Here is a 26,879-nt window from a genome sequence, read left to right on the forward strand (position 1 = left end):
TACAGAGCCGGAGCGCGCCACCAATCTCCCCAACAGACGCTCCATATGCGCCACTTGGCCGCTATCTTGGTACGAGGCCCAGCTGTCCGGAACCGTTCCACGCAGGGGGATGCCGTGGCGTTGCAGCACGAGGCGATCACGCCGCACCGCTCCGTCCAGGACGCCCTGCGGGTCCTGGAGACCGTCGCCCGGCACGGCACCGGAGTCACCGCCGCCCGCATCGCCCGCGACACCGGACTGCCCGCGGTCCGCCTTGCATCCCTGCTGCGCATGCTGAGCAGCGAGGGGTACGTCGAACAGCTCACCGGCGAGGCGACCGGCGCGTACGTCACCGGGGAGGCCCTCGACCGCCTCGGCTCGGCCGAGAACCACGCCGAGGCGCTCCGCGAGAAGCTCCGGAACACCCTGGACGGGCTGCGCGACTCCCTCGGCGCCGCCGTCTACATCAGCCGGTACGTGGACGGCGAGGTCCGCGTCACCGACTGCGCGGCGGGGCCCCGCACCCCCGCGGTCAACGAATGGGTCGACTTCCGCTCCTCCGCCCACGCCAGCGCGGTCGGCAAGAGCCTGCTCACCCAGCTCGACGTGGACGGCCGCCGTGATCATCTCTCCCGGCACAAGATGGCCCGGCTCACGTCGCGCACCATCACCAACGAGCGGGTCCTGCTGAACCGCCTCGCCGCCCAGCCCGCCACGGTCCCGGTCCTGGACCTCCAGGAGTACGCGGTGGGCACGGTCTGCGCCGCCGTCCCCATCACGGCGGGCTCCACCGTCGGGTGCCTCGCCCTGTCCTTGCCGGTGGAGCACGCGCACCGACTGCGGGAGGCGGCGGACACGTTGAACCGCCGGGCGGCGCCGGTCTTGCTGTCCCTGGCGATCTAGGTTTTCATCCGCGGGTCCGCTGTGGCCGGCCGCGCAGTTACCCGCGCCCCTGAGGGGCCCGGCCGCCGTGGTCGGAAGCACGCTCCCGGACCAGGTACTATTTATTCGTCAGCAGGCGCCGCTAGCTCAGTTGGTTAGAGCAGCTGACTCTTAATCAGCGGGTCCGGGGTTCGAGTCCCTGGCGGCGCACTTGCGAATGCCGAAAGGGCGTTCCCGGTCTCCGGGGACGCCCTTTCGCGTACCCCTCCCCCAGCAGGGTGCGGTTTTCCGCACCCCCATCCGACGGCAACCCCCATACCGTCGCTGACCTGCAATTTCTAGCGTGGCCTCCATGGACCTCATGACTCTCGCCCTTCCCCAGGAACCCGCCGGCGGCATCGCCGGCTGGGCCGCCGACCTCGTGGACACCCTGGGCGGCCCCGGCGCGGGGCTCGCCATCGCCCTGGAGAACCTCTTCCCTCCGCTGCCCAGCGAGGTGATCCTGCCGCTGACCGGCTTCGCCGCGGGGCAGGGAGTGATCAGCCTGGCCTCCGCGCTGTTCTGGACCACGCTCGGCTCGGTGGTCGGCGCGGCCGCCCTCTACGGGATCGGCGTCTGGTTCGGGCGCGAGCGCATGCACGCCCTGTGGGCGAAGCTGCCGCTGGTCAAGATCTCCGACCTGGAGCGCACCGAGGCGTGGTTCGCCAAGCACGGCACCAAGGCGGTCCTCCTCGGCCGGATGGTGCCGATCTTCCGCAGCCTCATCTCCGTGCCGGCCGGTGTGGAACGCATGCGGCTGCCCGTCTTCCTCGCCCTCACCACACTGGGCAGCCTGGTCTGGAACTCGGTGCTCGTCATGGCCGGATACTGGCTCGGCGACCAGTGGGACGTGGTCGAGACGTACGTGGGGCTCCTGTCCAAGGCCGTCCTCGCCCTGGTCGTCGTGGCCGTCGCCGGGTATGTGGTGGTGCGCGTACGGTCCCGGAAACAGCCCGGGACCACTGCTGAGGCCCGCCACCGCCGCACCCACTAGGGCTCGGCTAATGTCGGACGACGTGAGGGAACCCGTCGCCGCGCCGTTCGTCATGCGGGTCGTCGGGGTGCTCGTCGGGTGTCTGACCGCGCTCATCGGGCTGCTGTACTTCGTGGTCACCGGGGCGGCACTCGGCGCCTTCCTGCTCTGGCCGCGCACGCGCGGCCGCGCCCATGCCCTGCTCGCCGCCGGTGCCCGCAGGCTCACCGCCCTGGAGCGGCGGCGCCGGTCCCTCTTCTTCCACGACGCTTTCCCTGAGCACCGCGCCTCCGACCAGCAGATCCTGCGCTACCTCGCGGCCCGCACGTACTCCGGGCTGCTGTGCGCCGTCGTCGTCGGCCTCGTCGACTTCGGGGCGGTCCTCGCGGGCGTCTTCGCCGTCTCGCTCGCCCGGTCGTCGATGACCTGGGTGGACGTGCTGAGCCAGGTCGTCCTCGGCGGCACCCTGCTCTTCCTCGCCGTACAGGGGCTGCGGGCACTGACCGAGCAGGACGCGCGGCTGGCCCGCGAGTGCTTCGGCCCCTCCGAGCGCGAGCTCCTCCAGCGCCGCATCGACGAGCTGGCCACCAGCCGCGCCGCGGTGGTCCGGGCGGTCGACGTGGAGCGGCGCCGTGTCGAGCGCGACCTGCACGACGGCGTCCAGCAGCGGCTCGTCGCCCTCGCCATGCTGCTCGGCAGGGCCCGCCGCGGCCGCACCCCGGAACAGGCCGACGCCCTGCTCGAACAGGCCCACAAGGAAGCCAGGGAAGTCCTCACCGAACTGCGCGAGGTGGCCTGGCGGGTCTACCCCACCGCCCTCGACAGCCTGGGCCTGCGCGAGGCGCTCGGCGGGGTGTCGGAGCGATGCGCGATCCCCGTGCGCATGGAGTACGACGTACCGGACCCGCTGCCCTCCGCCGTCGAGACGGCCGCCTACTTCGTCGTGTCGGAGGCCGTGAACAACGCCGCCAAGCACTCGGCGGCCGAGGAGGTCTTCGTCGGCATCCGACAGCAGGGCGGACAGGTGTCCGTCGTCGTCCGCGACACCGGGTCCGGCGGCGCCGACCCCACGGGCAGCGGACTCACCGGGCTGCTCAGCCGGGTCGCCGCCCTCGACGGCACCCTGGATGTCGACAGCCCCCTCGGGGGCCCCACCACGATCACCGCGGAGCTGCCGTGCGCGTAATCCTCGCCGAGGACTCGACCCTGCTGCGGGAAGGCCTGGTCCGGCTGCTCGCCGAGGAGGGCCACGAGGTCCTCGCCGCCGTGGGCGACGCCGACGCGCTGCTGCGCGAGGTCGCGGCCCACGAGCCGGACGTCGTCGTCACGGACATCCGGATGCCGCCGGACCACACCGACGAGGGCCTGCGCGCCGCCGTACGGATCCGCGAACTGCGCCCCGAGATCGGCGTGGTCGTCCTCTCGCAGTACGTGGAGCGCAACTACGCGGCCCAGCTGCTCACGTCGAGCGCCGAGCGGGTCGGCTACCTCCTCAAGGACCGGGTCGCGCAGGTCGAGGAGTTCCTCGACGCGCTGGAGCGGGTGCATGCCGGGGGCGCCGCCATCGACCCCGAGGTCGTACGGCAGCTGCTCATCCGCACCACCCACGCCGACCCGCTGACCCGGCTCACCCCGAGGGAACGCACCGTCCTGGAGGCGCTGGCCGAGGGGCACACCAACGCGGCCATCGGGCAGAAGCTGCACATCTCGCTGAGCGCGGTCGAGAAGAACCTCGCCGCGATCTTCGACAAGCTGGGGCTCTCCCAGACGACGGGGTACAGCAGGCGGGTGCTCGCGGTGCTGCGGTACCTGGAGTCGTGACTCCCCCTCGTCATATCCCTCTCACCGGTGAGGACGGTGGTGTGCGGGCGCGGTGATACTGGCGCTCTCCCTCCCGAGGAGCCGCCGTATGTCCGGTGTCGCCCGGTCCGCTCTCGTCCGGTCCTTCGCGTGGGTGCGTGCCGCTCCGCCGTGGGTGGTAGACACGGCGCTGGCCGCCGTCGTCCTGCTCGCCGTGTCCTTGCAGTTCCTCTTCCCCGACGAGGGCGGGGACGCCCTGTCCCTGCCCGGCTTCCTGCTCGGCGCGGGTACGGCCGTGCCGCTGGTGTGGCGGCGCCGCGCGCCCTTCCTCGTCGCGTGCGCCGTCACCTGCTGCACGCCCGCCATGGCGGTCCACCACCGGCCGCCGCCGGACATCGTGTACGGCGGGCTCGTCGTGCTGTACACCGTGGCCGCCCTCGCCCGGCCGTGGCAGCGGCGGGCCGTGCTGGCCGGGTGGCTGGTCGGCACGACGGTCACCATGGCGTTCCACGAGCGCGCGGAGCCCTATGAGTACCCCTTCCACCTGCTGAGCCTCGTCAGCGCGTACGCCCTCGGGGTCCTGGCCCGCGTACAGCGCGCGTACACCGCTGCCCTGGAGGACCGGGCGCGGCGCCTGGAGCGGGAGCGGGCGAACGAGACCGCGCGGGCCGTGGCCCTCGAACGGGCCACCATCGCACGGGACATGCACGACATCCTCGCCCACGCGGTGAGCCTCATGGTGGTGCAGGCGGAGGCCGGGCCCGTGGTGGTGCGCAGTGATCCGCCGCGCGCGGAGGCGGCGTTCGACGCGATCGCCTCGGCGGGGCGCGACGCGATGGTGCAGCTGCGCCGCATCCTGGGCGTGCTCAGGGAGCCTAGGGCGCCCGGCGAACGGAGCCCGCAGCCGTCCCTCGACGCCCTGCCCGGCCTGGTCGAGCAGGTCGAACCAGCGGGCCTGGCAGCGGAGTTGACGGTCAGCGGTACGCCGCATGCGTTGCCCGCGGACGTCGAGGTGGCGGCGTACCGCATCGTCCAGGAGGCACTGACCAACACGGTGAAGCATGCGCGGGCCACGCGGGTGCGCGTGCGACTGGAGTGGGGCGCAGGGCAGTTGCGGGTCGCGGTGACCGATGACGGGCGCGGGGACGGTGACAGTGACGGTGGTGGTGGCGGGCACGGGCTCGTCGGGGTGCACGAGCGTGCCGCCGCCTGCGGGGGTCGTGCGGAGACCGGGCCCGGGCCCGGTGGGGGATTCCGTGTCGCCGCGTGGCTGCCCACGGCATCCTTGGGGGATGAGCATCCGGGTGGTGGTCGCCGACGATCAGGAGCTGGTGCGCAGCGGCTTCTCGATGATCCTGGACGCGCAGCCGGACATCGAGGTGGTCGCGGAGGCGGGTGACGGCGCGGAGGCGGTCGCCGCGGTGCGTCTGCACGCCGCCGACGTGCTGCTCCTGGACATCCGCATGCCCGGCATGGACGGCATCGAGGCGGCCCGCCGGGTCTGCTCGGTGTCCGGCTGCCGGGTCGTCATGCTCACCACCTTCGACCTGGACGAGTACGTGTACGAGGCGCTGTACGCCGGAGCGAGCGGGTTCCTCCTCAAGGACGTCCGCAGGGACGACCTGGTGCACGCGGTCCGGGTCGTCGCGGCCGGCGAGTCGCTGCTGGCGCCGACGGTGACGCGGCGCCTGGTCGCGGACATCGTGCGGCGGGGCCGGGGCGCGGGCCCGGGGGCACCGGCCGCACGGCTGGCCGTCCTCACCGCCCGCGAGGAGGAGACGCTGCGTCTGCTGGCGCGGGGCCTGACGAACGCGGAGATCGCGGCGTCCTTCGTGGTCAGCGAACACACGGTGAAGACCCACGTCAGCAACGTCCTCTCCAAACTGGCGCTGCGGGACCGCGTGCAGGCGGTGATCTGCGCGTACGAGACGGGGCTCGTGGTGGCGGGGGACGACGAGGGGTGAAGGGGTGGGGCGGCGCTCGTGCGGGGCTCCCTCCTGCGGGTGAGTGCTCGCTCCGGCGAGGGAGGGGACAAGACCGCTCCGCGCGGTGATTCGCGGGGGCGGTTCCGGGACGACTCTGGGCGGACAGTCCGGTCACTCCCCAGGAGCCGTCATGCTCGCCACCTTCGCCCGGACGGCGACACGCCGCCCGCTCACCGTGATCGCCGTGTGGATCTGCCTGCTCGTCCTCGGACTCGGCTTCGGGAGCCGGGTCTTCGGGGATCTGACCTCGACGGTGGAGGACGTGCCGGGCAGCGAGTCGGTCGTCGCCGACGAGCTCCTCGACGACCTCGACCCGTCCGGCGCCACCATCACCGCCGTCGTCTCGGGCGGCGGTGACGTCGACCGGCCCCGGCTGCGCGCCGAGGTCGGCCGCGCCGTCGCCGCGGTGCGTGCGCTGCCCGGCGTCGCCGAGGTCCCCCACCCCTACGACCGGCGCGGTCTCGTGGCCGAGGACGCCAGGGCGCTGCTGATCCCCGTCACCCTCAAGAGCGGGCTCGACGACGACGCCGAGGAGGACACCGTCGGCGACGCGGCCGACCTGATCCGCCAGATCGACGCGGCCGACGTGGCCGTCAGCGGTGGCCCCCTCCTCGGCGAGCAGCTGGGCACGCGGGCCCAGGAGGACGTCGCCAAGGCCGAGTTGATCACGCTGCCCGCCGTGCTGCTGGTGCTGCTGCTCATCTTCGGCGGCCTGCGCGCCGCGGGGCTCCCGCTGCTCGTCACCGTCAGCGGCGTCGCCGGGGCCTTCCTGATCCTGTACGGCTTCAGTCTGCTCACCGACATCTCCGTCTACGCCGTCCAGATCGTCACCATGCTCGGGCTCGGACTCGCCGTGGACTACGCGCTGTTGATGGTCGTCCGCTTCCGCGAGGAGCGGGCACGGGCGCTCGATGTCGCCGGGGCCGTGCACGCGACGGTCGCCCGTGCCGGGCGCACCGTCCTCTTCTCCGGCCTGACCGTCGCGATCTGCCTCTCGGGCCTGCTCTGGTTCCCCAGCCCGTTCCTCCGCAGCATGGGTCTCGCGGCCGGGGCTGTGGTGGTCGTCGACATGCTGGCGGCGTTGACGCTGCTCCCGGCGCTGCTCGCACGGTTCGGCGGGAAGATCTCGGCCGCGGGGGCGGGACGATTCGGGGCGCGCGGGGACGGGAAGGGCCGGGACGGGGAGGTCTTCGCGCGGGTGGGGCGGTTCGCCGCCCGGCGGGCGGTTGCCGTGCTCGTGCTGGTGGGGGCCGCTCTCGTCGTCCTCGCCGTGCCCGCCTTCGGGATGCGCATCGGCATCGGCGACGCCCGGCAGCTGCCGCGCGACACCGAGGCCCGGCAGCTCCACGACACCGTGCGCGAGCACTTTCCGCCCGCGGCCGGCACCGACCCCGTGAGCGTCCTCGTACGCCCCGGTGCCCCCGCCGACTGCGAGCGCAAGATCCGTGCGCTGCCCGGCATCGCGGCGTCCGAACGCCAGCGTCTCCGCGACGGCACCGTCCTTCTCGAACTCACCCCGAAGGGCTCCGTCGACGGGCCGACCGCGACCGGCCTCGTCGAGCGGGTCCGCGATCTGCGCGGCGCCGAGCCGGTCCAGGTCACCGGCAACGCCGCCCGCCTCGTCGACTTCCGCTCGATGCTCGCCGAGCGCGCCCCCTGGGCCGTACTGACCGTCCTCGTCGGCCTGTTCACGCTGCTCTTCGCCTTCACCGGGTCCGTCCTGATCCCCCTGCGCACCCTCGCCACCACGCTGCTCAGCCTCGGCGCCGCGCTCGGCGTCGTCACCTGGGTCTTCCAGTACGGACACGGGGCGTCGCTGCTCGGCGGCGAGGGGCTCGGCGCGCTGAGCCTGACGGCGCCGCCGCTCATCATCGCCATCGCGTTCGGGCTCGCCATGGACTACGAGCTGTTCATCCTCTCCCGGATGCGGGAGAGCTGGGCGGAGACCGGCGACCACCGCACCGCCGTCGTCGAGGGCCTGCGCCGCTCCGGGCGCGTGGTCAGCTGTGCGGCGCTGCTCCTGGCCATCGTCTTCGCCGGGTTCATGACCGGCGGCTTCTCACCGATCCTGCAGATCGGGCTCGGTCTGACCCTGGCCGTCCTCATCGACGCGACCGTGGTCCGCATGCTCCTCGTTCCGGCGACGATGGCGCTGCTCGGGAGCCGGGCGTGGTGGGCGCCGGGGCCGCTGCGGCGCCTCCACGAGCGTTATGGCGTAAGGGAGTTCACGACCTCGCCCATGTCCGAGAAAGGTGCTACGACAGCTACGACAGAACGAAACCGTCCATGACCAGCGCCGCCGCGAGCCCCGCGGCGAGGAGCCAGGTGCCGAGCCTGGTCCGGCCGCGGCGGCTCAGCTCGATCACTCCGCCGCAGAGGATGAGCAGCAGTCCGTAGACGCCGACGACGAGGACGGACGACCGGCTCGCCAGCCGGAGCGCGAGGACCACCGCCGCCGCGGCCATCAGCAGCGAGGCCGCGGCGATACGGGCGCGCCGGGCGCGGGCGGCGGGGGTGGGCGCCTCGTTCTCCGGGGTGTCCGGGGTGCCCTGCGGGGTGTCGCTCGGGGCCGGGGTGGTCTGGTCTGGCGCGCTCATGGACCAGAATCGTAATCGGTCACACGCGCGGTTTTACCGACTTGTGTTCGTTCACCACGGATTCCTCACGCCCGGATTCCTCACGCCCGCAGATACGCGAGGACCGCGAGCACCCTGCGGTGCGTGCCGTCCGCCGGCGGCAGGTTCAGTTTCCCGAGGATGTTGCCGATGTGCTTGCCCACCGCCGCCTCGGAGACGACGAGTTCGGCGGCGATCGCCGCGTTCGACCTGCCCTCGGCGACGAGGGCGAGCACCTCGCGCTCGCGCGGAGTCAGCTGCTCCAGCGGGTCGCGGCGGCGGCGCAGCAACTGCCGTACGACCTCCGGGTCGACGACCGTGCCGCCCTCCGCGACCGTCGTGAGCCCGTCGACGAACTGCTCGACCTGGCCCACGCGGTCCTTCAGGAGATAGCCGACGCCCGTGCCGTCACCGGTGTCCAGGAGCTCGGCGGCGTAGGACCGTTGGACGTACTGGCTCAGTACGAGCACCGGGAGCGTCGGCCGTGCCGCCCGGAGCGCGACGGCCGCCCGCAGTCCCTCGTCCTGGAAGCCGGGCGGCATCCGCACGTCGGTCACGACGATGTCCGGGTCGTACGCCGACACGGCGTCCCGCAGCGCGTTCGCGTCGCCCACCGCGGCGACCGTCTCGTGCCCGAAGCGGGCCAGGACGCCGATAAGACCCTCGCGCAGCAGCACGCTGTCCTCGGCGAGGACGACTCTCAGGCTTCGGCCGCCGGTCGGTCTGCTGCTTGGCACGGGATCTCCACGGACAGGATGGTCGGGCCGCCCGGTGGGCCGACGACCGTCAGTGTGCCATCGAGGACGGCGAGCCGGTCCGCGAGGCCGGTGAGTCCCGTGCCGCGGGCCGGGTCGACGCCGCCGCGGCCGTCGTCGCGCACGTCGATGCGGAGTACACCGTGTACACCGCCGGTGTGGGTGGCGGTGATGCGGGCCCGGGTGGCGCCGCTGTGCTTGCCGATGTTGGTGAGGGCCTCGCGGACCGCGAAGTAGGCGGCGGACTCGACGGCTTCGGGGAGCCGCGGGAGCGGGGTGCCGTCGTCGGTCTCCGTCACCGTCTCCACGGGGACGGCCGAGCGGTCCGCGGCGTCCTCGACCGCCGCGGCGAGGCCGTAGTCGGCGAGCACTTGGGGGTGGATGCCGCGGATCAGCTCACGCAGCTCCGTGAGGACGCGGCCCGCCTCGTCGTGCGCGGTCGCGAGCTGCTCGGCGAGGGGACTGTCCGGGGGTGCGTCGAGCCGGGCGAGCCCGAGGGTCATGGTGAGCGCGACGAGCCGCTGCTGCGCCCCGTCGTGCAAGTCCCGCTCAATACGGCGGCGTTCGGCCTCGAAGGCGTCCACGAGGCGGGCGCGTGAACGGGTGACCTCCGCGAGGGCGTCGGCGGCCTCCGTCTCGCGCGGGGCGAGAAGGAGGCGGGTGAACGCGGCGCGGGCCGTGGCGTACGCGCCGAGCGGGTACGCGAGGGCGATGAGCAGGACGAGCCCCAGCAGCGCGGTGCCCCACGCCGCGGGGTACGACTCCACGAGCCACAGCTTGGCGGGCCGGACCCCTCCTTGTCCCGGGCCGCCGGTCAGGGCGAGGTGGGCCGGGGCGACGAGGAGGAGGCCGGGGAAGGCGGTGGTGCAGGCGAGGACGAGGAGGTCGAGCGGCCACAGGACGAGGGCGAACAGGACGGTGTACGCGAGTTCGCGCCAGGTCGCCTGCTCCTTCAGCCGGAGACGGAACCAGGCGGGGATGCCCGGGGTGGTGGGGGTGCGGTGGGGGGTGGGTGCGGGGATGCGTGCGCGAGTGGGATCGACGAAGAGCAGGCGGCGGCGTTCCAGGGCGGCGACCGGGACGCCGGCGAAGGCGAGGGCGCCGAGGAGGGGGATGCCGATGAGGACGAGGCTGAGGAGGACGCCTACGGTGGTGAGGACGAGCCCCAGGACGAGGATCCCGGCACCGAGGACCCCCCCTCCCAGCAGATACACGACACTGCGCCAAGGCACAGCGCCCTCCGAAAGCCGAACCACCACACTCCCCCGAGCCATGGCCCTACGGTAGACGGATGCTGGCGGGGTCCGCCTCCTGCCCGCCTGTGGGGCGGGGCCGCGGGGGTATGTGCGTACTCGCCATCCCTGCGCCACGCTGCCCGAACAAAGACGCCAGAGCTGGCTCGGTGCTCCGTTCGCACATACCCCCACGTCCCCTCGGGCGCGCTCGCGGCTGCGGCCCGGTGGGGGGCCTTGCCCCTACTCCCGCATGACGTCGCGGGGCAAACGGGTGGGTGGGTGGGAAACATCCGCCGCGAAGCGGCGGGCTCGGTGCTCCTACCCGAGCGGGACGTCGCAGGGCACAAGTCACCGGCCCAAAAGCACCGCACGGGATTGCGTGGCGTACCTCGTCAGGAGGGATGACACGTCGGAGGGGGTGAGGCGGCGGTAGGACCCGGAGCCCGGGGGGCGCCACCAGACGGGGTCCTCGCAGAGGAACGCCTCGCGGCGCAGCAACCCCCGCGCCACCTTGTTCGTCGCAGTCGTCGGCATCCGCCGAACCACCCTGACGTAGGCAGGAGCCATCTTCGTCCCCAAGTCCGGTTGGGCGAGGAGGAAGGCGGAGAAGGAGCGCGGGTCGAAGGGGGTGTCCGGCGGTGGGGCCAGCGCCGCCATGACCTGGTCGCCCGCCACCGGGTCGGGCACCGCGTACACCGCCACGGCCACCACCCCCTCGTACCGCGCGAGAATGTTCTCGATCATCGCCGCCGCCAGATTCTCGCTGTCCACCCGCAGCCGGTCGTCCGTACGGCCCGCGAAGTAGAGGAACCCCGCGGCGTCGCGGTAGAAGAGGTCACCCGTCCAGTACCAGCCGTCGCGGCACCGTTCCGCCTGCGCCGCCTCGTTGCGCCAGTACCCCTCGAAGGGGTTCGGGCCCCGGTTGACCAGTTCCCCTATGGCAGTCGTGCCGTTCAAGAGGCGCCCGTCCACCCCGAATCGAGCCGGCTCGCACTCCCGCCGCGTCTCGGGGTCCACCACCGCGAGGTCGTCCCCGGGTGCCGCGCGGCCGATCGCCCCGGCCGGTGTGCCGGGGGTGCGCTGGATGGCCGCACCGCCCTCGGAGGAGCCGTAGCCCTCGACGAGCCGCACGCCGAAGCGTTCCTCGAAGCGCGCCGCGTCCACCGCCCCCGCCTCGGTCCCGAAGCCGACGCGCAGCGGGTTCTCCCGGTCGTCGGGCCGCTCGGGCGTGGCCAGGATGTACTGGACGGCCCGGCCCACGTAGGTGAAGTACGTCGCGCCGAACTCCCTGACGTCCGGGAGGAAGCCCGACGCGGAGAAGCGGGACCGGAGCGCCACCCCCGCCCCCGCGGCCAGCGCCGGAGCCCAGTCCGCGATCACCGCGTTGCCGTGGAACATGGGCATGCAGATGTAGTGCGTGTCGGAGGCCTGCATCCCGAAGTGCTGGACCAGGGAGCGGCCCGCCGCGGCCAGCCTGCCCTGGCTGCAGATCGCCGCCTTGGGCGCGCCCGTCGAGCCGGAGGTGAAGTAGAGCAGCATGCGGCTGTCGGGGCGGACGGTCCGGTCGATCTCCGGTTTCGCGTCGGCGTAGGGGGCCAGCAGGTCGGCGTAGGCGTCGGTGTCGGTCACGAGGACGCGTACGCCCGGGAGTTCGAGCCCGGCGAGGAGCGGCAGAAGGGTCCGTTCCGTCACGAGGACCGTGCAGTCGGTGTGCAGGATGTCGCGGGCCAGCTCCGGGCCGCGCCGCGTGGGGTTGATGCCGGCGACCGCCGCGCCCGCGAGCGCGGCCGCGCTCAACCACTGGGGGAATTCGGGGGTGTTGTCGAGCAGGACGCCGATGTGGCGTTCGCCGTGCGGGGGCAGCAGGTCGGCGAGGAGCGCGGCCCTGGCCGCCGCGCCGGCCGTCACCTGGTGGTGGCTCAGCCGGCCGCCCGCGTGGCGCAGGCCGGTGCGGTGGTCGCCCCAGCGCGCCTGTACGAGTTCCGCGACCGTGCTTCCGGTGCTCTCCATGGCCGCGCACGGTAATTGATGGAGCGTCAGATGGGGAGTCCGGCGCGTGTTCGCGTACGGCTCCGCGCACGCCGTGTGGTCGGCACGGCGTGCGCGGACCCTACCCGTGGGGTGTGGGGAAGACCCTCGGGCTGTGCCCAGAACCGGCAAGGACGCGGGGAGACCTCGTCAGAACTGGACGTCCGAGCAGGCGTAGAACGCGTTCGCCGTGTCCGCGACCGTCCAGACGGCGACGATCACGTGGTGACCGCTGCGGCCGCCGGGGATGGTGCCGCTGTGCGACAGGGTCGCGGGCGGCTGCTGACTGTTGTAGGGAACGCTGAGGAACGGCGTGGTGTCCAGGGCCGCCCTGGTCACCGCCTTGCTGTCGTCCCAGCCCTGCTTGGTGATGTAGTACTTGAAATCGGTGGTGCGGTGGCGCGCGGTGAACTGCCAGCGGAACGTGTAGTTCTGACCGCCGCTCACCTTCGTCGTCGGCCAGGCCGCGCCGCCGGGCGTCTTGGGCGAGTTGAGCTGGTTGAAGCCCGCGATGCCCGCCGAGCAGATCTTGCCGTCGGCCGGGCCCCCGGCGGGGAAGCCCTTCGGGCCCTCGACGCTCTGTGGCTCGTACTGTATGGAGCCGCAGTTGGCCACCACGCCCTTGGCGCAGTTGATCTGCCGGCTGGCCGGCAGGTCCGTGTAGCCGTGGCTGCTGGCGCCACCGGAGGAGAGCGCGAACGCGCCGACCGTGCCGAGGCCGACCAGGGCCGCGTACATCTTCTTGTTTCGCATGTGCCGCTCCTGCCGAACGTGGGGAGTTCCGTGGGACGTGCGCGCACTGCGGTCTAGACCAAGTTCAGATTATTGGCGTTAGTTGAACATGTCCATACCAATCTCGGAGAGGATCCGTCCGCATCTCCCCCGCGACGTCTCCACGAGTTCACCGTTGGGCCCGTCGTTCGTCCCGACCCAGGCCACGGCCTCCTCCAGTGTCCTGCCGCCCGCCAACTGCCGCTCGATGAGCCGCTGTTGGCGTACCTCCGCAGGTGAGTCGAGGTACCAGCACTCCGCCATGAGGCCGTACGCGGCACGCCAGCCCGGCAGGTCGCAGGCGAGGTAGTTCCCCTCGGTGATCACGAGGCGGGCGGTGGGCGGGACGAGGTGCCGGGCCGCGATCGGTTCGTGGAGCGTGCGGTCGTAGTCGGGTACGTAGATGTCGTGCGCCGGGTCGTCGAGCACCCGGCGCAGCAGCGCGACGTACCCCGCCACGTCGAAGCTCGGCTCCGAGCCCTTGCGGCCGGTGAGGCCGAGCCGCGCCAGCTGCCGGTTGGACAGGTGGAAGCCGTCCAGCGGCAGATACGCGGCGTCCGCGCCGATCCGCTCGACCAGGGCCCGCGCGAGCGTCGACTTGCCGGTGCCGGGCGGCCCCGCGATCCCGAGGACGGCGCGCGGGACGCCGGCCGTCAGCCTCCGGGCGTCGGCGGCGAGACGGTCGAGGTCATCGGTGTTCTCCATGGCCCGTATAGAACGCCACCGTCAGGTCCTTCACCAAGGCCTTGCGCTCGTAGTCGTCGAGATCCACGAGGCCCCGCGTGGTCAGCCGCGTCACCGTGTCCTCGACCGAGTCGACCACCGAGGTCAGGACGGTGTCGCGGTGCCGTGCGTCCAGGGCGGCGACCCGGCGGCGCTGCATCGCGGCGGCGACCTCGGGGGCGTACTCGATACGGGTCGGCTGCGCCGAGAAGATCTCGACGCCGACCGCCTCCGCGTCCGCGGCGAGCGTCCGGGTCAGCGCGGCGCCGACGGCCTCGGCGTCGCGCAGGGTGGGGGCGTCGTCGTGGAAGGCGTCGGCGGGCAGCCGCGAGAGGACCCGGGCCGTGGTCGCCTCCACGCACTCCCGCAGATACTCCTGGTGGTCCTCGACCGCGAGCGTCGCCCGCGCGGGGTCCTTCACCCGCCACACGACGAGCAGCACGACGCGCAGGGCGACGCCGCCGCGGTCCACGGCCGGCATCGGCTCGCTCCGCCAGTGCCGCAGCCGTACGTCGACACGGCGGCGCAGCAGGAGCGGGTTCACCCACATCAGGCCGGTGCGGCGGACGGTGCCCCGGTAGCGGCCGAAGAGGCTCAGCACCCAGGCCCTGCCGACCCGGCCGCGGGCCAGGCCGCCGAACCCGAAGAGGCCGAGCGCCCCCGACCCGGCGAGCGACGCCCACTGCGCGGGGCCGAGCCGGACGCCCTCGTGGCCCGGCAGTCCCGTCACCGCGGGTACGGGCTCGGGCAGCACGCCCGCCCACCACAGCGAGAGCGCGCACCCCGCGACGCCCGCGCAGCCGCCGAGCACCCCGGCGAGGCCGGGCAGGACCCGTGCCCGCCGCTCCACGAGAGCCGGGTCGACGTCGGGCACCGGCCGGGCGACCGGCGCGGCGAGGGGCATCGGCGCGGGACGGCGCGGTGTCCGCGGCTGCTCCCCCGTGCCCCGCCTGCGCCGCACCACGGCGGGCGGGAGCGCGACGCCCGTCACGTCGTCCGGATCGTCGCGGAAGAGCAGGTGCACGGGGATCTCTGTGGTGGCCTCGCTCTGGATCACCCGCGGCAACCGCGCGGCGCCCGTCTCGGGCCCCCCGTCGGCCCGCGGGGCCGGTGACTCTGAAGCTGCCGTCGCGCTCATCCCTGCCTCCGCATCGACCTTGTCCGGCTCCCGCACCTCCGCGCGCTCCGGAAGCGCGCGTCCACCCAACGCTCCGCTCACCGGAACAGCCGCCGCCACGTCTCCGGCCCCGGAAAGCCGTCCGCCGCCGCGCCCCGCCACCCCTGGGAGCGCTGGAACGCCTCCACGTTGCGCCGGTCGCTCTCGCTCCAGGAGCGGCCGGGACCTCGCGTGTAGTACCGGCCGAAGCCCTTGCGCACCAGCTGTCTGCCGAGCTGCTCGATCGCCGGATGGGACTGGCCAGGACGGAAGACACCCCGCCCCGGATAGGCGGGCACCCCCGCACCGCCGGACGAAGCGGAACCGGCACTGCCATCGCCCTGCGTCACCTTGCTGCCGACGTCGGTCGGCGCGGTGGCCGCAGGCCCCGAGCCGGCCGGAGGGCCGACGCCCACGCCCTTGTGGCGGTAGGGCACGTAGCGGTCCTTGTACGTCCAGTAGCCATAGGGAGTGGACTGTTTGCGGGCGTGCGGGCGGGCCTGTTCGTATGCGAGGTAATGCGTGCGTGTGTAGTCCGTCCAGCCCCCGAAAATGGTCACGTGTGAGCCATTGGTGGGGTTCGCCGGATTGTGGAAGAGAAGAATGTCGCCGGGCTGCAGCTGGTCCTTCGTAATACGCGTCGCGTAGGTGTCGAGGCTGCCCGTCCATTCGTTGCCGCCGAGGTTCCAGGCCATGGAGACAAAGCCGGAGCAGTCCTGCCGGTAGCCGTCGGGGCGGTACTTCTCCATGCTGTACGGGACCTTCTCGGCGACCCACGCCTTGGCCCGGTTGATGATCTCCGTCCGGGTGATCGCCCGGACCCCGCTCGCCCCTGGCGGGCCCGCCAGACCCACGCCGGGGCGGCCGTACAGCGGGCTCGCGGTGCCCTGCGGGGTGTCGGGGCCGCCGTCGTCCGCCGGGCTCGCCTCCGGTCCTGCCGAACGGCCTCCCACCTCGGCCGATGCCACCGCGGGCAGCGTCTGGCCGCCGAGCACCGTGCCGGCCGCGGCGGCGAGGACGAGGGCGCGGCGCGCGCCGTGCGCCGCGGGGTGACCACCGAGCCGCCGGGGCAGCGCGTGCGCCGTCGTGCGGCGCCGGTGAATACAGCCGGGACAGTCGCAGTCGCTCTCGGGGATGAATTCCTCGAACAGCGGAGCGGCCTCCATGCGATTCCCCTCACACCCCGGAAAAGAATGTTCGCGCATCTGCACGTCCGTCAGTTTCTCAACTGTCCCGGGATATCGCATGTTGACGGTCCGAATGATGGATCGGGCCGCCCGGCGGGGCCCGCCGGGGCCCGGCGGGCCCCGCCGGGCGGCCGCCGGATGGTCGGGACCACCCCTCGGCATCCGGTAGAGTTATCCAGGTCAGCAGGCGCCGCTAGCTCAGTTGGTTAGAGCAGCTGACTCTTAATCAGCGGGTCCGGGGTTCGAGTCCCTGGCGGCGCACAGACAGCGAAGGCCCTCCGTTCACGCGGGGGGCCTTCGTCGTGTCCGCGCGGGGCCGGTCCCCGCATCCGTACCGCTAACGTGTCGCCATGGCGCGCGACATCCAGGAGCGGATCAAGAAGCTCATCATCGATTCCAGGCTGCCCTCCGGCGCCTCCCTGCCGACGGAGCCCGAGCTGATGGAGCGCCTGGGGGTCAGCAGGAACTCCGTGCGGGAGGCCCTCAAGGCGCTCCAGGCGATGGGGATCGTGGAGATCCGGCACGGTTTCGGGACATATGTCGGTCCGATGTCCGTCGCGCCGATGATCGAGGGCCTCGCCTTCCGCACGGTCGCGGGCCACTACCGCGGCGAGGACAGCCTGCTCCAGCTCCTGGAGCTGCGCGAGGCCGTGGAGACCGGGCTGATCGCGCGCCTCGCGGGCCGCGTCCCGGACGACGACCTGGCCGAACTCGACGCCCTGGTGGAACGGATGGAGGCCGAGGCGGCATCCCCGGAGGGCGCCGTGCGCGCCGAGACCGACCGGGCATTTCACGCCACGCTCTACCGCGGCCTGGGAAACCTGCTGCTCGGTGAGGTTCTGGAGGCGTTTTGGGACGCTTTCCACAAGGTTCGTACGGACCTGGTGGACGTTCCGCTGGATCCCCGGGTCACCTGCCGCCAGCACCGGGAAATCCTCGCCGCGGTGCGCTCGGGTGACGTTCTCCGCGCTGAGCAGGCCATACGCGAGCACTTCGGCAACATCCGTACCCGTCTGAGCTCACCCGTCCCAGCAGACACTCCAAATCGCTCGTATGACCGGTAAACCCCTTGTTTTCGCTCTTGCGATCATGCCGTGAGGCGTAGAACCCTGGCGATGCCAGGGGGGCAGCATGCGAACGACCACGCGGCGCACCGCGTGCGGGGGGATGCTCATGACGTCGACGCCGCCGGGCGCCCGACAGAACGACCCGTCGGAGACGACCCGGTTACGGGTGCCGTCGCACGCGACGGGCGGGTTCCGCAGAATCAAGAAGACCCTGCCGCGGTACGACTACGAGCACTACAGCCGGCTCGCCGGACCCCTGACCCGGCCCGATCCGGGCAGGCCCTACAGGGTGAGGTACCGCTCACTGCTCTCGCAGGAGCCGCACAGGATACGGGCCGCGCTGATGCTGGGCGCGGCCCCGCTGCTCTCCCTCGTACTGCTCGGCTGGCTGCTGCAGCCCGAGCACTGGACCGAGCGGGACCACGTCGCGAACGACTGGCTGCCGGCCCTCGACGTCGTCATGCTCATATCGATCGGTCTGATCGAGTTCTTCCGCTGCATGAACGTGCTGTCGAACGCGCACGCCACGCTCGTCGCCCGGGACCCGATACCCGTGGTCCCCGAGACCGGCACCAGAGTCGCCTTCCTCACCTCGTTCGTGCCCGGCAAGGAGCCGATCGAGATGGTGACGAAGACGCTGGAGGCCGCGGTGAAGATCCGTCACCGCGGTCCCATGCATGTATGGCTCCTCGACGAGGGTGACGACCCCGAGGTCAAGGAGGTCTGCCGGCGGCTCGGCGTGCACCACTTCTCCCGCAAGGGCGTGGCGCGGTGGAACACGGCCAAGGGCCCGCACCGCGCCAGGACCAAGCACGGCAACTACAACGCCTGGCTGGACGCGCACGGCGACGGCTACGACTACTTCGCGTCGGTGGACACCGACCACGTCCCGATGCCGAACTACCTGGAGCGGATGCTCGGCTTCTTCCGCGACGAGAACGTCGGCTTCGTCATCGGCCCGCAGGTCTACGGCAACTACGACAACTTCGTCACCAAGGCCGCCGAGTCGCAGCAGTTCCTCTTCCACGCGCTGATCCAGCGCGCGGGCAACGCGTACGGCGCCCCGATGTTCGTCGGCACGTCCAACGCGGTGCGCGTCAAGGCACTCAAGCAGATCGGCGGCCTGTACGACTCGATCACCGAGGACATGGCGACCGGCTTCGAGATCCACCGCGCCACGAACCCGGCGACCGGCAAGAAGTGGAAGTCGGTCTACACCCCGGACGTGCTCGCGGTCGGCGAGGGCCCGAACGCCTGGACGGATTTCTTCACGCAGCAGCTGCGCTGGTCCCGGGGCACGTACGAGACGATCCTCAAGCAGTTCTGGAAGGCGCCGTTCTCGCTGCCCCCCGGACGCCTCTTCAACTACACGATGATGGTCATCTTCTATCCGATGTCCGCCCTGAACTGGATTCTGGCTGCGCTGAGTTGTGCACTGTTCCTGGGGTTCGGCGCGTCCGGCGTGAACATCGACCCGGCCATCTGGCTGATGCTGTACGGCAACGCCTCCGCGCTGCAGATCGGCCTCTACATCTGGAACCGCAGGCACAACGTCTCCCCGCACGAGCCCGAGGGCTCCGGCGGGGTGGCGGGCATGGTGATGTCGGCGCTCTCCGCACCCATCTACGCGCGCTCGCTCCTCGACGCGGCCCTGCGCCGCAAGAGCAAGTTCGTGGTGACCCCCAAGGGTGACTCGGCGAGCCCGGACACACTGTTCGGGACCTTCCGGATCCATCTGTTCTTCATCCTGGTCTTCGGCGGCTCGATGGCCGCCGCCTTCGTGTACGGGCACTCCCACCCCGCGATGATCACCTGGGCCACCTTCGCCCTGCTGATCACGGCCGCGCCGATCTTCGCGTGGCGCTGGGGCATGCGGCAGGACAGGAAGAGGCCCGGGCCGCCCGCGCCCGACGTGGTCGTTCCGCGGCAGAAGCCCAGCTGGGCCGCCCCGCCCGACCAGATTCCACGGATCTCGCTCGGGGGGCGTGAGAAATGAAAGAGCGTGCCGGCCGTCGTCGCGCCCGCCGCATCGCGATAGGCGCGGCGGTCGTCCTCGCGCTGGCGGGGCTGAACGGCCCGTGGCTGTGGCGCGTGGGCTCCGAGAAGTACCACGAGTACAAGATCAACAGGCCGGAGTACAAGGCGGACAACGGCCACTGGGAGGTCCTCGACTTCCCCGAGGAGTACCGGCAGAACACCATCCACGCGGCGCTCCTGCACACGGGCAAAGTCCTGCTGGTCGCCGGCTCCGGCAACAACCAGAAGAACTTCGACAAGAAGAAGTTCGACACCCGGCTGTGGGACCCGGTCAAGAACACCATCAAGAAGATTCCGACGCCCACCGACCTGTTCTGCACGGGCCACACCCAGCTGGGCAACGGCAATCTGCTGATCGCGGGCGGCACCCAGCGCTACGAGAAGCTGAAGGGCGATGTCACCAAGGCCGGCGGCCTGATGATCGTCCACAACGAGGACCCGGACGAGCCGAAGACGATCCCCGCGGGCACCAAGTTCACCGGGAAGAAGAACGGCAGGACGTTCGTCTCCCAGGACAGCGTCCTGGTCGAGAAGGCGAAGAAGGTCTTCGACAAGCGGACCGGCCGGTTCCTGCGCACCGAGCCGGGCCTCGGCCGGGTCTACGTGGAGGCGGCGAGGAGCGGCGCCAAGTACGAGACGGGCACCCAGGACAACTACCGCATCCAGGGCCTGAAGGGCTCCGACACCCGCAACGTCTACGGCATGGCGCAGAAGCTCGCCCTGGACAAGAAGGACTTCCAGGGCATCAAGGACACCTTCGAGTTCGACCCGGTCGCCGAGCGGTACATCAAGGTCGACCCGATGAACGAGGCGCGCTGGTACCCCACGCTGACCACCCTCACCGATGGCAGGATCCTCTCCACCTCGGGCCTCGACGAGATCGGCCAGCTGGTGCCGGGCAAGAACGAGGTGTACGACCCGAAGACGAAGAAGTGGACGTACACGAAGGGGATCCGCCAGTTCCCGACGTACCCCGCGATCTTCCAGCTGCCCGACGGCAAGCTCTTCTACTCCGGTTCGAACGCGGGCTACGGCCCCGACGACGTCGGCCGCAAGCCCGGCATCTGGGACCTGCGGACCAACAAGTGGCGGGGCATCCCCGGCCTGAGCGACCAGAAGCTCCTGGAGACCTCCGGCACGGTCGAGCTGCCGCCCGCGCAGGACCAGAAGTACATGGTCGTCGGTGGGGGTGGCGTCGGCGAGTCCGAGGAGTCCAGCGAGAAGACCCGCGTCGTCGACCTGAAGGCGGACGAGCCGCGCTTCGTCGACGGGCCCTCGCTGGAGAAGGGCACGCGCTATCCGCAGATCTCGACGCTGCCCGACGACACCGTGCTGATCTCGGGCGGCTCCGAGGACTACCGCGGGCGCGGCGACTCCAACATCCACCAGGCGCGGATCTACGACGCGAAGACCGGGAAGATGCGGCGGGTGGCCGACCCCGAGGTGGGCCGCAACTACCACTCCGGTTCGGTCCTGCTGCCCGACGGCCGCGTGATGTTCTTCGGCTCCGACTCGCTCTACGCCGACAAGGCCAACACCAAGCCCGGCGTCTTCGAGCAGCGCATCGAGATCTACACGCCGCCGTATCTCTACCACGGTTCGCGGCCGGCGCTCGGCGCGGGCCCGAAGACCATCGCACGGGGCGAGTCGGGCACATTCCCGACGAAGCGCGCGTCGGCCGTCAAGACGGCCCGCCTCATCAAGCCGAGTGCGTCGACGCATGTCACGGACATCGACCAGACGTCGATCGCGCTCGACCTGAAGAAGTCGCGGGGCGAGGTCACGGTGACGGTCCCGAAGAACCGGAGCCTGGTCGAGTCCGGCTGGTACATGCTCTTCGTCACGGACGACGAGGGCACCCCCAGCAAGGCCCGCTGGGTGCGGGTGCCGTAGCCCCGTCAGGGGCGCGGGGAACTGCGCGAGCAACCACAACAAAGCCGCAGGCGCGTCTGCACAGCAACTCGGCAGACGCGCCTGCGGCTTTTCGCGGGCTGAGCGCGCAGTTCCCCGCGCCCCTAACGGGCCGCCTTAGCCAGGCCCAACGCGTATTCGGGCCACCACTCGCCCGCCTTCGGGCCACCCCTGCACGTGCCGTCGGACTCGCCGGGGCGCTTGACCCAGAGGTACGCGTCGACCAGCGGGTCGGACGTCTTGGTGGTGGGCGTCTCGCCGAGGGCCCGCCCCGGCGGATTGCACCAGGGGTCCTTGCCCTTGGTGTACGGCCCCGCGCCGTTGCGCCCCGTGTCGATGACGAACGGCTTGTCGCCGATCTTCGCCGAGAGGTTCTTGCCGAACTCGGTGCTGGCCTCCGTGGTCTGGAAGTTGGAGACGTTCACCGCGAAGCCGTCGGCCTGCTCGACGCCGGACCGCTTCAGCGGCTCCCAGAGTGCGTCGGGGTTCTGCCAGCCCGCGTTGCCCGCGTCGAGGTACACCTTCGTGTTCTTCAGGGACTTGAGCTTCTCGATGGCGCCCCTGAGGAGGTCGTACCGCTCCTCGTGGAACTGCTCCGGCGTGCAGTTGTCGACCAGGTGGAGGACCGCGTCGGGCTCCAGGATCACCGTGGCGTGCCGGTCGCCGATGCCCTTGGCGACCTGGTCGATGAAGGCGCGGTACGCGTTGCCGTCGGCCGCGCCGCCGCCCGAGTACTGGCCGCAGTCGCGGTGCGGGATGTTGTAGACCACCAACAGCGCGTCCCGGTCGGCCTTCTCCGCCGCCTCGGTGAAGCCGCGCGCCTGGTCCTCCGCGTTCTCCGGGACGATCCACTCGGCGACCGGCTGCTCCGCTATCTTCCGGATCAGCTCGGCGTCGTCCTTCTTGCCCTCCTTGGCGTACGCGGCGACCTGCTTGGCCGCGTTGCCGTCCGGGTTGACCCAGTACGGGTCCTTCTCCTTGGGCTGCTGCTTCACCGGCCGGCTCGACGTGTCGTCGTCCTCCGAGCCGCCGTCTGAGGAGCACCCGGCGAGGAGCAGCGCGGCCCCCGCGAGCGCTGCTCCCGTCCTCACCCCCCGGGCCGCGAAACCCCGTGCGCGGCCGGTGTGTTTGCGGTCCATCCACTCCCCCTCGGGTGCACTGGCCCTGCCCCAATCCTGGCATACCTCCCCCCTCCCCACGAGGCCCGCGAGGCCCGGCGCAGGGAGCTGTACGAGAGCTGTTACAGCCCGCCGCAGCGGGGTAGGCGCAGTCCGCGGGGAGTGGAGGTGCATGGGGCATGCGAGACCGCGACAGCGAACTGCGGCTTGCGGAAGTCCTGGTGGAGACCGCGGACACTCTGATCGACGACTTCGACCTCGGCCGCTATCTGAGGCGGCTCGCCGACCGCTGCGTGGAGCTGCTCGGCGCCCGGGGCGCCGGGGTGATGTACACCGGCGGTGCCGACGACGTGCTCCTCGCCGCCTGCGGACGCCCAAGGGCGGCGATCCAGGAGCTGTTGGAGATCCAGCACCTCGGCGGACCGTGCGTGGAGAGCTTCGGCACCGGCGAGCCCGTGGCGCCGGTGCGGATCGACTCCGCCGGCGCGGGGGCCCGCTGGCCGGCGTTCGCCGCGCGGGCCGGCAAGTACGGCATCGCGGAGACGTACGCGGTGCCGATCAGACGGAACGGCACGGTACTGGGCGCGGTCAACGTCTTCGTGGCGGCGGCACATCGCGCGGTGGGCCACGAGAGCGGGCCGACGTCCGACCGCGAGGTGCGGATCGCGCAGGCCCTCGCCAACGCCGCGGCGACCGGCCTGCACAACCACCGCACCCACTTCGCGTGCCGGCTCCTGTCCGAGCAGCTCCAGACCGCGCTGGACAGCCGCATCCGTGTCGAACAGGCCAAGGGCATACTCGCCGAGCGCTGGCAGACGGGCATGGACGAGGCGTTCGAGGCGATGCGGAGCTACGCACGCAGAGAACGGCAGGTCGTCGACGTGGTCGCGGCACAGGTGATCAAGGGGCTGATCGACGCCGAGACGCTCCGCCGGGACAGGGGAGGACCGTCCTGAGGGTCGGGCCTCCACCTGCGCCGATCACGCAGGGAGAGGGATCCGCGACGTGGCGTCATTCCGCCCCGATCGCCCTCTAGGCCCACGCGCTCATTCGTTCTACAGTTTCTTGCACGGCCCAAGCCCCCGGCCAGTCGACCATTCCGCGTTCCGGAATGGTCCCCGTACCTCCCGCGCCGGCGCCGGGTTTCTCCCGCAGCCCGTGCGCGCGCGGTCGAGGACCAGCCCGGTCGGCGGCTCCGGGGGGAGCGGGCCGCCGACCGGGCCAGGTACGGGAGCCGCACACCGGGAGGCCACGGCAGTTTCGCTACGACCGGACGCCCGTGAGGTAGGCCGAGACGATCACGTTGGCCGAGTAGGTGCGGGCGGTCTTGTCGAAGACGCCGCCGCAGGTGATGAGCCGCAGCTCGGCGCGGCCCTCCTGGTGCGGGCCGTACGCCTTCTCCGCGTCGAAGCGCGCCCGGGTGACGACCCGGACGTCGTCCACCGTGAACTCCGCGACCGTGCCGTCGTCGCGGGCCACCCTGATCTCCTCGCCGGCGCGCAGCGCGCTCAGGTCGTAGAAGACGGCCGGTTCGGTCTCCGTGTCGACGTGGCCGACGAAGAGGGCCGCGCCGGGCTCCCCGGGCCGGGCGCCGCCCGCGTACCAGCCGACGGTGTCGGCCTGTGCGAAGGACGGCGGGTCGATCGCGCCGTCGGCGTCCAGGCCGCGGGCCGCCACCGGGGCCCGCACCTCCAGCGAGGGCACGTCGACACGTTGCGGACGCGCGGGCGTCAACGGCTCGTGCGCGGGCGGCAGTTGCACGCCGAGGGGGCGGCCGACCGCGGCCACGTCACCCGTGGCGGGCGCGGACAGCCCGCCGCGCAGGCCGGAGATGTCACTGCCCCAGAGCCAGAGGCCGACCAGGAGGACCGCCCAGGCGACGCCGGTCAGCAGGCGCCCCGAGCCGGTCGCGCGTCCACCGCTGGACACGGTTCCGCCCGCCCGTCACTCGGAGCGTCGTCGGCGGCGGACGCTGCGGAACGCGACGGCCACGGCGGCGACACCGGCGAGGACCAGGCCGATCACGGCGTGCCGGGTGCCGGGCCCCGCCTCCTCCGCCTCGGCCGAGGTGGCGGTGGTCAGCTGCGCGGCGCCGCCGCCACCGGCCCGCACCGGGGAGACCGGGGCCGCGTCGTGCCGGGCCACCTGGACCGTGCCGACACCCTGGTGCGGGTGGCCGTCACAGGTGACCGTGACGTCGAACGTCCCGGTGACACCACTCCTGATCTTGGTGCTGCCGTTGAGCGCGTACTTGCCGCCGTCGCGGCCGGTGAGCTCGGCGTCGCCCTCGAAGGCGCCCGACCCCGCCGTACCGGTGGTGCCCCCGCAGCCCGAGACGCTCACCTCCACGGTGGCGCCGGGCGCGGCACTGGCCGGGGTGACAGTGGCCCGCACCGAGTCCTTGTCGTGGGCCTGGGCCGCACCGACGGGCAGGGCGGCCGCCAGGACGACGGCCACCCCGGCCCGACGGAGAGCTAGGGAACGTATACGCATCGTGAACCTCCACCTACGAGGTTCACCCGCCCCGGGCGACTCCGCATCTCGGCGGGGCGCTAGACGCGGTCGACGAGGTCCGCGATGGAGTCGACGATGTTCGACGGGCGGAAGGGGTGGCGGTCGATGTCGGCCCTGGTCGTCAGGCCGGTGAGCACCAGGAACGTCTCCATGCCGGCTTCGAGCCCGGCGAGGACGTCCGTGTCCATGCGGTCGCCGATCATCGCGCTGGTCTCCGAGTGCGCGCCGATCGCGTTCAGGCCGGTCCGCATCATCAGCGGGTTGGGCTTGCCCGCGAAGTACGGGTTCTTGCCGGTCGCCTTGGTGATCAGCGCCGCGACGGCTCCGGTGGCGGGCAGCGGGCCCTCCGTGGAGGGGCCCGTCTCGTCGGGGTTGGTGCAGATGAAGCGGGCGCCGCCGTTGATGAGGCGGACGGCCTTGGTCATGGCCTCGAAGGAGTACGTGCGGGTCTCGCCGAGCACCACGTAGTCCGGGTCGTGGTCGGTGAGGACGTATCCGATGTCGTGCAGGGCGGTGGTCAGGCCCGCCTCGCCGATGACGTACGCCGTGCCGCCGGGGCGCTGATCGTCGAGGAACTTGGCGGTGGCGAGCGCCGAGGTCCAGATGTTCTCGACGGGCACGTCGAGTCCCATGCGCTTCAGCCGGGCCTGGAGGTCGCGCGCGGTGTAGATGGAGTTGTTCGTCAGGACCAGGAAGGGCTTGCCGGACTCGCGCAGCTTCTTGATGAAGGCGTCGGCGCCGGGGATCGGCACTCCCTCGTGGATGAGCACGCCGTCCATGTCGGTGAGCCACGATTCGATGGGCTTGCGCTCTGCCATGGGGTGCACTCCTGCGGTGTACGGGTTGGCTGGGGCGCCGGAACAGCGCTGTGCCGACAGCCCACAGCCTAATCAGGATGCGGTGATCTTGACCCCGCCGATCACGTCCGGCCTGGGCGTGACGGTCCGAGCAGGACGGTTCCGGCGGGAGGGCTCAGCTGCCCGTCGCCGACTTCCAGTCCTCCACGTACGACTGGAGGTTCTCGGAGATGTCCTTCCAGTCCGGCTCGAAGATCTCCACACCGTCGATGATCTTGTCGAGGGCGATGGCGTTGGCGTCGGTGGCCTTGATGTCCTCGCGGGCGGGGAAGCCGCCGCCGATCTCGCTGACCTGCCGCTGGGCCTGCTCACCCAGGAGGTGGTCGAGGAACTTCTTCGCGTTGGCGTTGTGGGGCGCCTTGCTGACCAGGCCGGCGGCGTACGGCAGCGCGAACGTGGTGGGCCTGTCCGGGTTCTTCTTCGTCGCGGGGAACCAGATGCCGAGGTTCGGCATGTCCTTGGACTGCGCGTAGTTCATCTGGACGTCGCCGTTGGCGGCGAGCAGTTCGCCCTTGTCGACCTTGGGCGCGAGCTTGCCGGTGGAGGCGGACGGGCCGACGTTGTTGGTCTGCAGCTTCTTCAGGTACGCCATCGCCGGCTCCTTGCCGCCGAAGTCGTGCATCGCCTTGATGAGCACGGCGGTGCCGTCGCCCGCGACGCCCGGCGTGGAGTACTGCACCTTGTTCTTGTACGCGGGGTCGGTGAGGTCCTCCCACGTCTTCGGCGCCTTGCCGCCCGCCAGTTCCTTCTTGTTGTGGATGAACCCGAAGTAGTTCTTCACCACGGCGGTCCACTTGCCGTCGGGGGCCTTGTCCGCGCCGCTGACCCGGTCCGACCCCTTGGGCTCGTACGCCTGCAACAGGCCCTTCTCGTCGGCCTGCTGGATGAACGGAGGCAGGGTGATGATGACGTCGGCCTGCGTGTTGGACTTCTCGCGGACGGCGCGCTGCACCATCTCGCCGGAGCCGCCCTCGACGTAGTTCACCTTGATGCCGGTCTTCTTCTCGAAGTCCTTGAAGACCCGGTCGTACCAGCCGTCGCCGTTCTCGCCCTTGAGGCCGTCGGCGCTGTAGACGGTGACGACCTTGTCGTCGGACGCGGCCGAGCCGCCGCCGCACGCGGTGAGGGATCCTGCGAGGACGAGGCCGCCGGTGACGGCGGCGAGCGTTCTGATGCGGATGCGGGTGTGACGCGACATGACGTTTCGTACTCCTTGAAGAAGTCGGCTTGGAGAAGTCGGCTTGCGG

24 protein-coding genes and 2 tRNA genes are annotated in these 26,879 nt (G+C 71.6%); 13 read left to right on the top strand and 13 right to left on the bottom strand.

What is annotated here, in order from left to right:
• Positions 1-114 precede the first annotated feature (114 nt).
• The 8 genes from ACZ7LU_RS36075 to ACZ7LU_RS36110 all read left to right on the top strand — a co-directional run bounded on the left by ACZ7LU_RS36075 (position 115) and on the right by ACZ7LU_RS36110 (position 7,948).
• Positions 115-882, top strand: coding sequence for an IclR family transcriptional regulator (locus ACZ7LU_RS36075; RefSeq protein WP_471919163.1), 768 nt, complete (start codon positions 115-117; stop codon positions 880-882).
• Between the two features lie 115 nt (positions 883-997).
• Positions 998-1,071: transfer RNA gene (locus tag ACZ7LU_RS36080), tRNA-Lys, on the top strand.
• A gap of 142 nt (positions 1,072-1,213) precedes the next feature.
• Positions 1,214-1,894, top strand: coding sequence for a DedA family protein (locus ACZ7LU_RS36085; protein ID WP_468716954.1), 681 nt, complete (start codon positions 1,214-1,216; stop codon positions 1,892-1,894).
• A gap of 10 nt (positions 1,895-1,904) precedes the next feature.
• Positions 1,905-3,059, top strand: coding sequence for a sensor histidine kinase (locus ACZ7LU_RS36090; RefSeq protein WP_471919164.1), 1,155 nt, complete (start codon positions 1,905-1,907; stop codon positions 3,057-3,059).
• Positions 3,050-3,694: a response regulator transcription factor gene (locus ACZ7LU_RS36095; protein ID WP_398298080.1), complete on the top strand. Its 645-nt coding sequence runs from the start codon at positions 3,050-3,052 to the stop codon at positions 3,692-3,694. The genes ACZ7LU_RS36090 and ACZ7LU_RS36095 overlap by 10 nt, the downstream gene beginning before the upstream one ends.
• Positions 3,695-3,782: 88 nt before the next feature.
• On the top strand, positions 3,783-5,072 hold the full coding sequence (locus tag ACZ7LU_RS36100) for a sensor histidine kinase (protein WP_471919165.1): 1,290 nt from the start codon (positions 3,783-3,785) through the stop codon (positions 5,070-5,072).
• Positions 4,966-5,637 carry a response regulator gene (locus ACZ7LU_RS36105; RefSeq protein ID WP_471919166.1) on the top strand — a complete coding sequence of 224 codons (672 nt, stop codon included), beginning with the start codon at positions 4,966-4,968 and terminating at the stop codon, positions 5,635-5,637. The genes ACZ7LU_RS36100 and ACZ7LU_RS36105 overlap by 107 nt, the downstream gene beginning before the upstream one ends.
• 151 nt (positions 5,638-5,788) lie before the next feature.
• Positions 5,789-7,948 (top strand): MMPL family transporter, encoded by a 2,160-nt coding sequence (locus tag ACZ7LU_RS36110; protein WP_471919167.1) that lies wholly within the window; start codon positions 5,789-5,791, stop codon positions 7,946-7,948.
• Here the strand turns inward: ACZ7LU_RS36110 and ACZ7LU_RS36115 are convergent.
• From ACZ7LU_RS36115 to ACZ7LU_RS36150, 8 genes are all read right to left on the bottom strand, one after another.
• A complete protein-coding gene (locus ACZ7LU_RS36115) occupies positions 7,923-8,255 on the bottom strand; it encodes a hypothetical protein (RefSeq protein ID WP_398298089.1) in 333 nt (110 codons plus the stop codon). The two genes, ACZ7LU_RS36110 and ACZ7LU_RS36115, sit on opposite strands and share 26 nt — an antisense overlap.
• Before the next feature lie 80 nt (positions 8,256-8,335).
• Entirely contained in the window at positions 8,336-9,010 is a 675-nt protein-coding gene (locus tag ACZ7LU_RS36120) for a LuxR C-terminal-related transcriptional regulator (protein ID WP_468311785.1), read from the bottom strand.
• Positions 8,974-10,302 carry a sensor histidine kinase gene (locus ACZ7LU_RS36125; RefSeq protein WP_471919168.1) on the bottom strand — a complete coding sequence of 443 codons (1,329 nt, stop codon included), beginning with the start codon at positions 10,300-10,302 and terminating at the stop codon, positions 8,974-8,976. Before ACZ7LU_RS36125 ends, ACZ7LU_RS36120 begins: the two co-directional genes overlap by 37 nt.
• Before the next feature lie 309 nt (positions 10,303-10,611).
• Positions 10,612-12,273, bottom strand: coding sequence for an AMP-binding protein (locus tag ACZ7LU_RS36130; RefSeq protein ID WP_471919169.1), 1,662 nt, complete (start codon positions 12,271-12,273; stop codon positions 10,612-10,614).
• Between the two features lie 168 nt (positions 12,274-12,441).
• Positions 12,442-13,044 (bottom strand): lytic polysaccharide monooxygenase auxiliary activity family 9 protein, encoded by a 603-nt coding sequence (locus tag ACZ7LU_RS36135; RefSeq protein WP_398298097.1) that lies wholly within the window; start codon positions 13,042-13,044, stop codon positions 12,442-12,444.
• 78 nt (positions 13,045-13,122) lie between these two features.
• Positions 13,123-13,767 carry an AAA family ATPase gene (locus ACZ7LU_RS36140; RefSeq protein ID WP_471919170.1) on the bottom strand — a complete coding sequence of 215 codons (645 nt, stop codon included), beginning with the start codon at positions 13,765-13,767 and terminating at the stop codon, positions 13,123-13,125.
• Positions 13,751-14,923 carry an SPFH domain-containing protein gene (locus tag ACZ7LU_RS36145; protein WP_468311796.1) on the bottom strand — a complete coding sequence of 391 codons (1,173 nt, stop codon included), beginning with the start codon at positions 14,921-14,923 and terminating at the stop codon, positions 13,751-13,753. The genes ACZ7LU_RS36140 and ACZ7LU_RS36145 overlap by 17 nt, the downstream gene beginning before the upstream one ends.
• 77 nt (positions 14,924-15,000) lie before the next feature.
• A complete protein-coding gene (locus tag ACZ7LU_RS36150) occupies positions 15,001-16,107 on the bottom strand; it encodes a peptidoglycan-binding protein (RefSeq protein ID WP_471919171.1) in 1,107 nt (368 codons plus the stop codon).
• Positions 16,108-16,315: 208 nt separating this feature from the next.
• On the opposite strand from ACZ7LU_RS36150, the gene ACZ7LU_RS36155 reads away from it, so the two are divergent.
• The 4 genes from ACZ7LU_RS36155 to glxA all read left to right on the top strand — a co-directional run bounded on the left by ACZ7LU_RS36155 (position 16,316) and on the right by glxA (position 21,125).
• Positions 16,316-16,389: transfer RNA gene (locus ACZ7LU_RS36155), tRNA-Lys, on the top strand.
• A gap of 89 nt (positions 16,390-16,478) precedes the next feature.
• Positions 16,479-17,192 (top strand): FadR/GntR family transcriptional regulator, encoded by a 714-nt coding sequence (locus ACZ7LU_RS36160; protein WP_398298105.1) that lies wholly within the window; start codon positions 16,479-16,481, stop codon positions 17,190-17,192.
• 109 nt (positions 17,193-17,301) lie between these two features.
• A complete protein-coding gene (locus ACZ7LU_RS36165; RefSeq protein WP_471919286.1) occupies positions 17,302-19,191 on the top strand; it encodes a glycosyltransferase family 2 protein in 1,890 nt (629 codons plus the stop codon).
• On the top strand, positions 19,188-21,125 hold the full coding sequence (gene glxA, locus ACZ7LU_RS36170; RefSeq protein WP_471919172.1) for a radical copper oxidase GlxA: 1,938 nt from the start codon (positions 19,188-19,190) through the stop codon (positions 21,123-21,125). Before ACZ7LU_RS36165 ends, glxA begins: the two co-directional genes overlap by 4 nt.
• 122 nt (positions 21,126-21,247) lie before the next feature.
• Here the strand turns inward: glxA and ACZ7LU_RS36175 are convergent, their stop codons facing one another.
• Positions 21,248-22,282: a glycoside hydrolase family 6 protein gene (locus tag ACZ7LU_RS36175; protein WP_471919173.1), complete on the bottom strand. Its 1,035-nt coding sequence runs from the start codon at positions 22,280-22,282 to the stop codon at positions 21,248-21,250.
• Positions 22,283-22,440: 158 nt separating this feature from the next.
• Here ACZ7LU_RS36175 and ACZ7LU_RS36180 point away from each other — a divergent pair, with 158 nt between their 5' ends.
• Entirely contained in the window at positions 22,441-23,217 is a 777-nt protein-coding gene (locus ACZ7LU_RS36180; protein WP_468311804.1) for a GAF and ANTAR domain-containing protein, read from the top strand.
• A 307-nt stretch (positions 23,218-23,524) separates the two neighbouring features.
• On the opposite strand, the gene ACZ7LU_RS36185 is transcribed toward ACZ7LU_RS36180, so the two are convergent.
• From ACZ7LU_RS36185 to ACZ7LU_RS36200, 4 genes are all read right to left on the bottom strand, one after another.
• Entirely contained in the window at positions 23,525-24,190 is a 666-nt protein-coding gene (locus ACZ7LU_RS36185; RefSeq protein ID WP_468716975.1) for a class F sortase, read from the bottom strand.
• 15 nt (positions 24,191-24,205) lie between these two features.
• Entirely contained in the window at positions 24,206-24,754 is a 549-nt protein-coding gene (locus ACZ7LU_RS36190) for a hypothetical protein (protein ID WP_471919174.1), read from the bottom strand.
• Between the two features lie 59 nt (positions 24,755-24,813).
• Positions 24,814-25,593, bottom strand: coding sequence for an HAD-IIA family hydrolase (locus ACZ7LU_RS36195; protein WP_398298117.1), 780 nt, complete (start codon positions 25,591-25,593; stop codon positions 24,814-24,816).
• A gap of 154 nt (positions 25,594-25,747) precedes the next feature.
• Entirely contained in the window at positions 25,748-26,830 is a 1,083-nt protein-coding gene (locus tag ACZ7LU_RS36200; RefSeq protein WP_471919175.1) for a 2-aminoethylphosphonate ABC transporter substrate-binding protein, read from the bottom strand.
• Between the last annotated feature and the right edge of the window lie 49 nt (positions 26,831-26,879).

Source organism: Streptomyces sp. NPDC039462 (assembly GCF_055639375.1).

Excerpts from the sequence above, each read along its gene's own strand:
- ACZ7LU_RS36115 (WP_398298089.1), bottom strand. The coding sequence starts at position 8,255 with ATGAGCGCGCCAGACCAGACCACCCCGGCCCCGAGCGACACCCCGCAG.
- ACZ7LU_RS36150 (WP_471919171.1), bottom strand. The coding sequence starts at position 16,107 with ATGGAGGCCGCTCCGCTGTTCGAGGAATTCATCCCCGAGAGCGACTGC.
- ACZ7LU_RS36200 (WP_471919175.1), bottom strand. The coding sequence starts at position 26,830 with ATGTCGCGTCACACCCGCATCCGCATCAGAACGCTCGCCGCCGTCACC.
- ACZ7LU_RS36160 (WP_398298105.1), top strand. The coding sequence starts at position 16,479 with ATGGCGCGCGACATCCAGGAGCGGATCAAGAAGCTCATCATCGATTCC.
- ACZ7LU_RS36100 (WP_471919165.1), top strand. The coding sequence starts at position 3,783 with ATGTCCGGTGTCGCCCGGTCCGCTCTCGTCCGGTCCTTCGCGTGGGTG.
- ACZ7LU_RS36165 (WP_471919286.1), top strand. The coding sequence starts at position 17,302 with ATGACGTCGACGCCGCCGGGCGCCCGACAGAACGACCCGTCGGAGACG.
- ACZ7LU_RS36125 (WP_471919168.1), bottom strand. The coding sequence starts at position 10,302 with ATGGCTCGGGGGAGTGTGGTGGTTCGGCTTTCGGAGGGCGCTGTGCCT.
- ACZ7LU_RS36195 (WP_398298117.1), bottom strand. The coding sequence starts at position 25,593 with ATGGCAGAGCGCAAGCCCATCGAATCGTGGCTCACCGACATGGACGGC.
- ACZ7LU_RS36105 (WP_471919166.1), top strand. The coding sequence starts at position 4,966 with ATGAGCATCCGGGTGGTGGTCGCCGACGATCAGGAGCTGGTGCGCAGC.
- ACZ7LU_RS36110 (WP_471919167.1), top strand. The coding sequence starts at position 5,789 with ATGCTCGCCACCTTCGCCCGGACGGCGACACGCCGCCCGCTCACCGTG.
- ACZ7LU_RS36175 (WP_471919173.1), bottom strand. The coding sequence starts at position 22,282 with ATGGACCGCAAACACACCGGCCGCGCACGGGGTTTCGCGGCCCGGGGG.
- glxA (WP_471919172.1), top strand. The coding sequence starts at position 19,188 with ATGAAAGAGCGTGCCGGCCGTCGTCGCGCCCGCCGCATCGCGATAGGC.
- ACZ7LU_RS36145 (WP_468311796.1), bottom strand. The coding sequence starts at position 14,923 with ATGAGCGCGACGGCAGCTTCAGAGTCACCGGCCCCGCGGGCCGACGGG.
- ACZ7LU_RS36130 (WP_471919169.1), bottom strand. The coding sequence starts at position 12,273 with ATGGAGAGCACCGGAAGCACGGTCGCGGAACTCGTACAGGCGCGCTGG.
- ACZ7LU_RS36135 (WP_398298097.1), bottom strand. The coding sequence starts at position 13,044 with ATGCGAAACAAGAAGATGTACGCGGCCCTGGTCGGCCTCGGCACGGTC.
- ACZ7LU_RS36180 (WP_468311804.1), top strand. The coding sequence starts at position 22,441 with ATGCGAGACCGCGACAGCGAACTGCGGCTTGCGGAAGTCCTGGTGGAG.
- ACZ7LU_RS36140 (WP_471919170.1), bottom strand. The coding sequence starts at position 13,767 with ATGGAGAACACCGATGACCTCGACCGTCTCGCCGCCGACGCCCGGAGG.
- ACZ7LU_RS36085 (WP_468716954.1), top strand. The coding sequence starts at position 1,214 with ATGGACCTCATGACTCTCGCCCTTCCCCAGGAACCCGCCGGCGGCATC.
- ACZ7LU_RS36090 (WP_471919164.1), top strand. The coding sequence starts at position 1,905 with ATGTCGGACGACGTGAGGGAACCCGTCGCCGCGCCGTTCGTCATGCGG.
- ACZ7LU_RS36190 (WP_471919174.1), bottom strand. The coding sequence starts at position 24,754 with ATGCGTATACGTTCCCTAGCTCTCCGTCGGGCCGGGGTGGCCGTCGTC.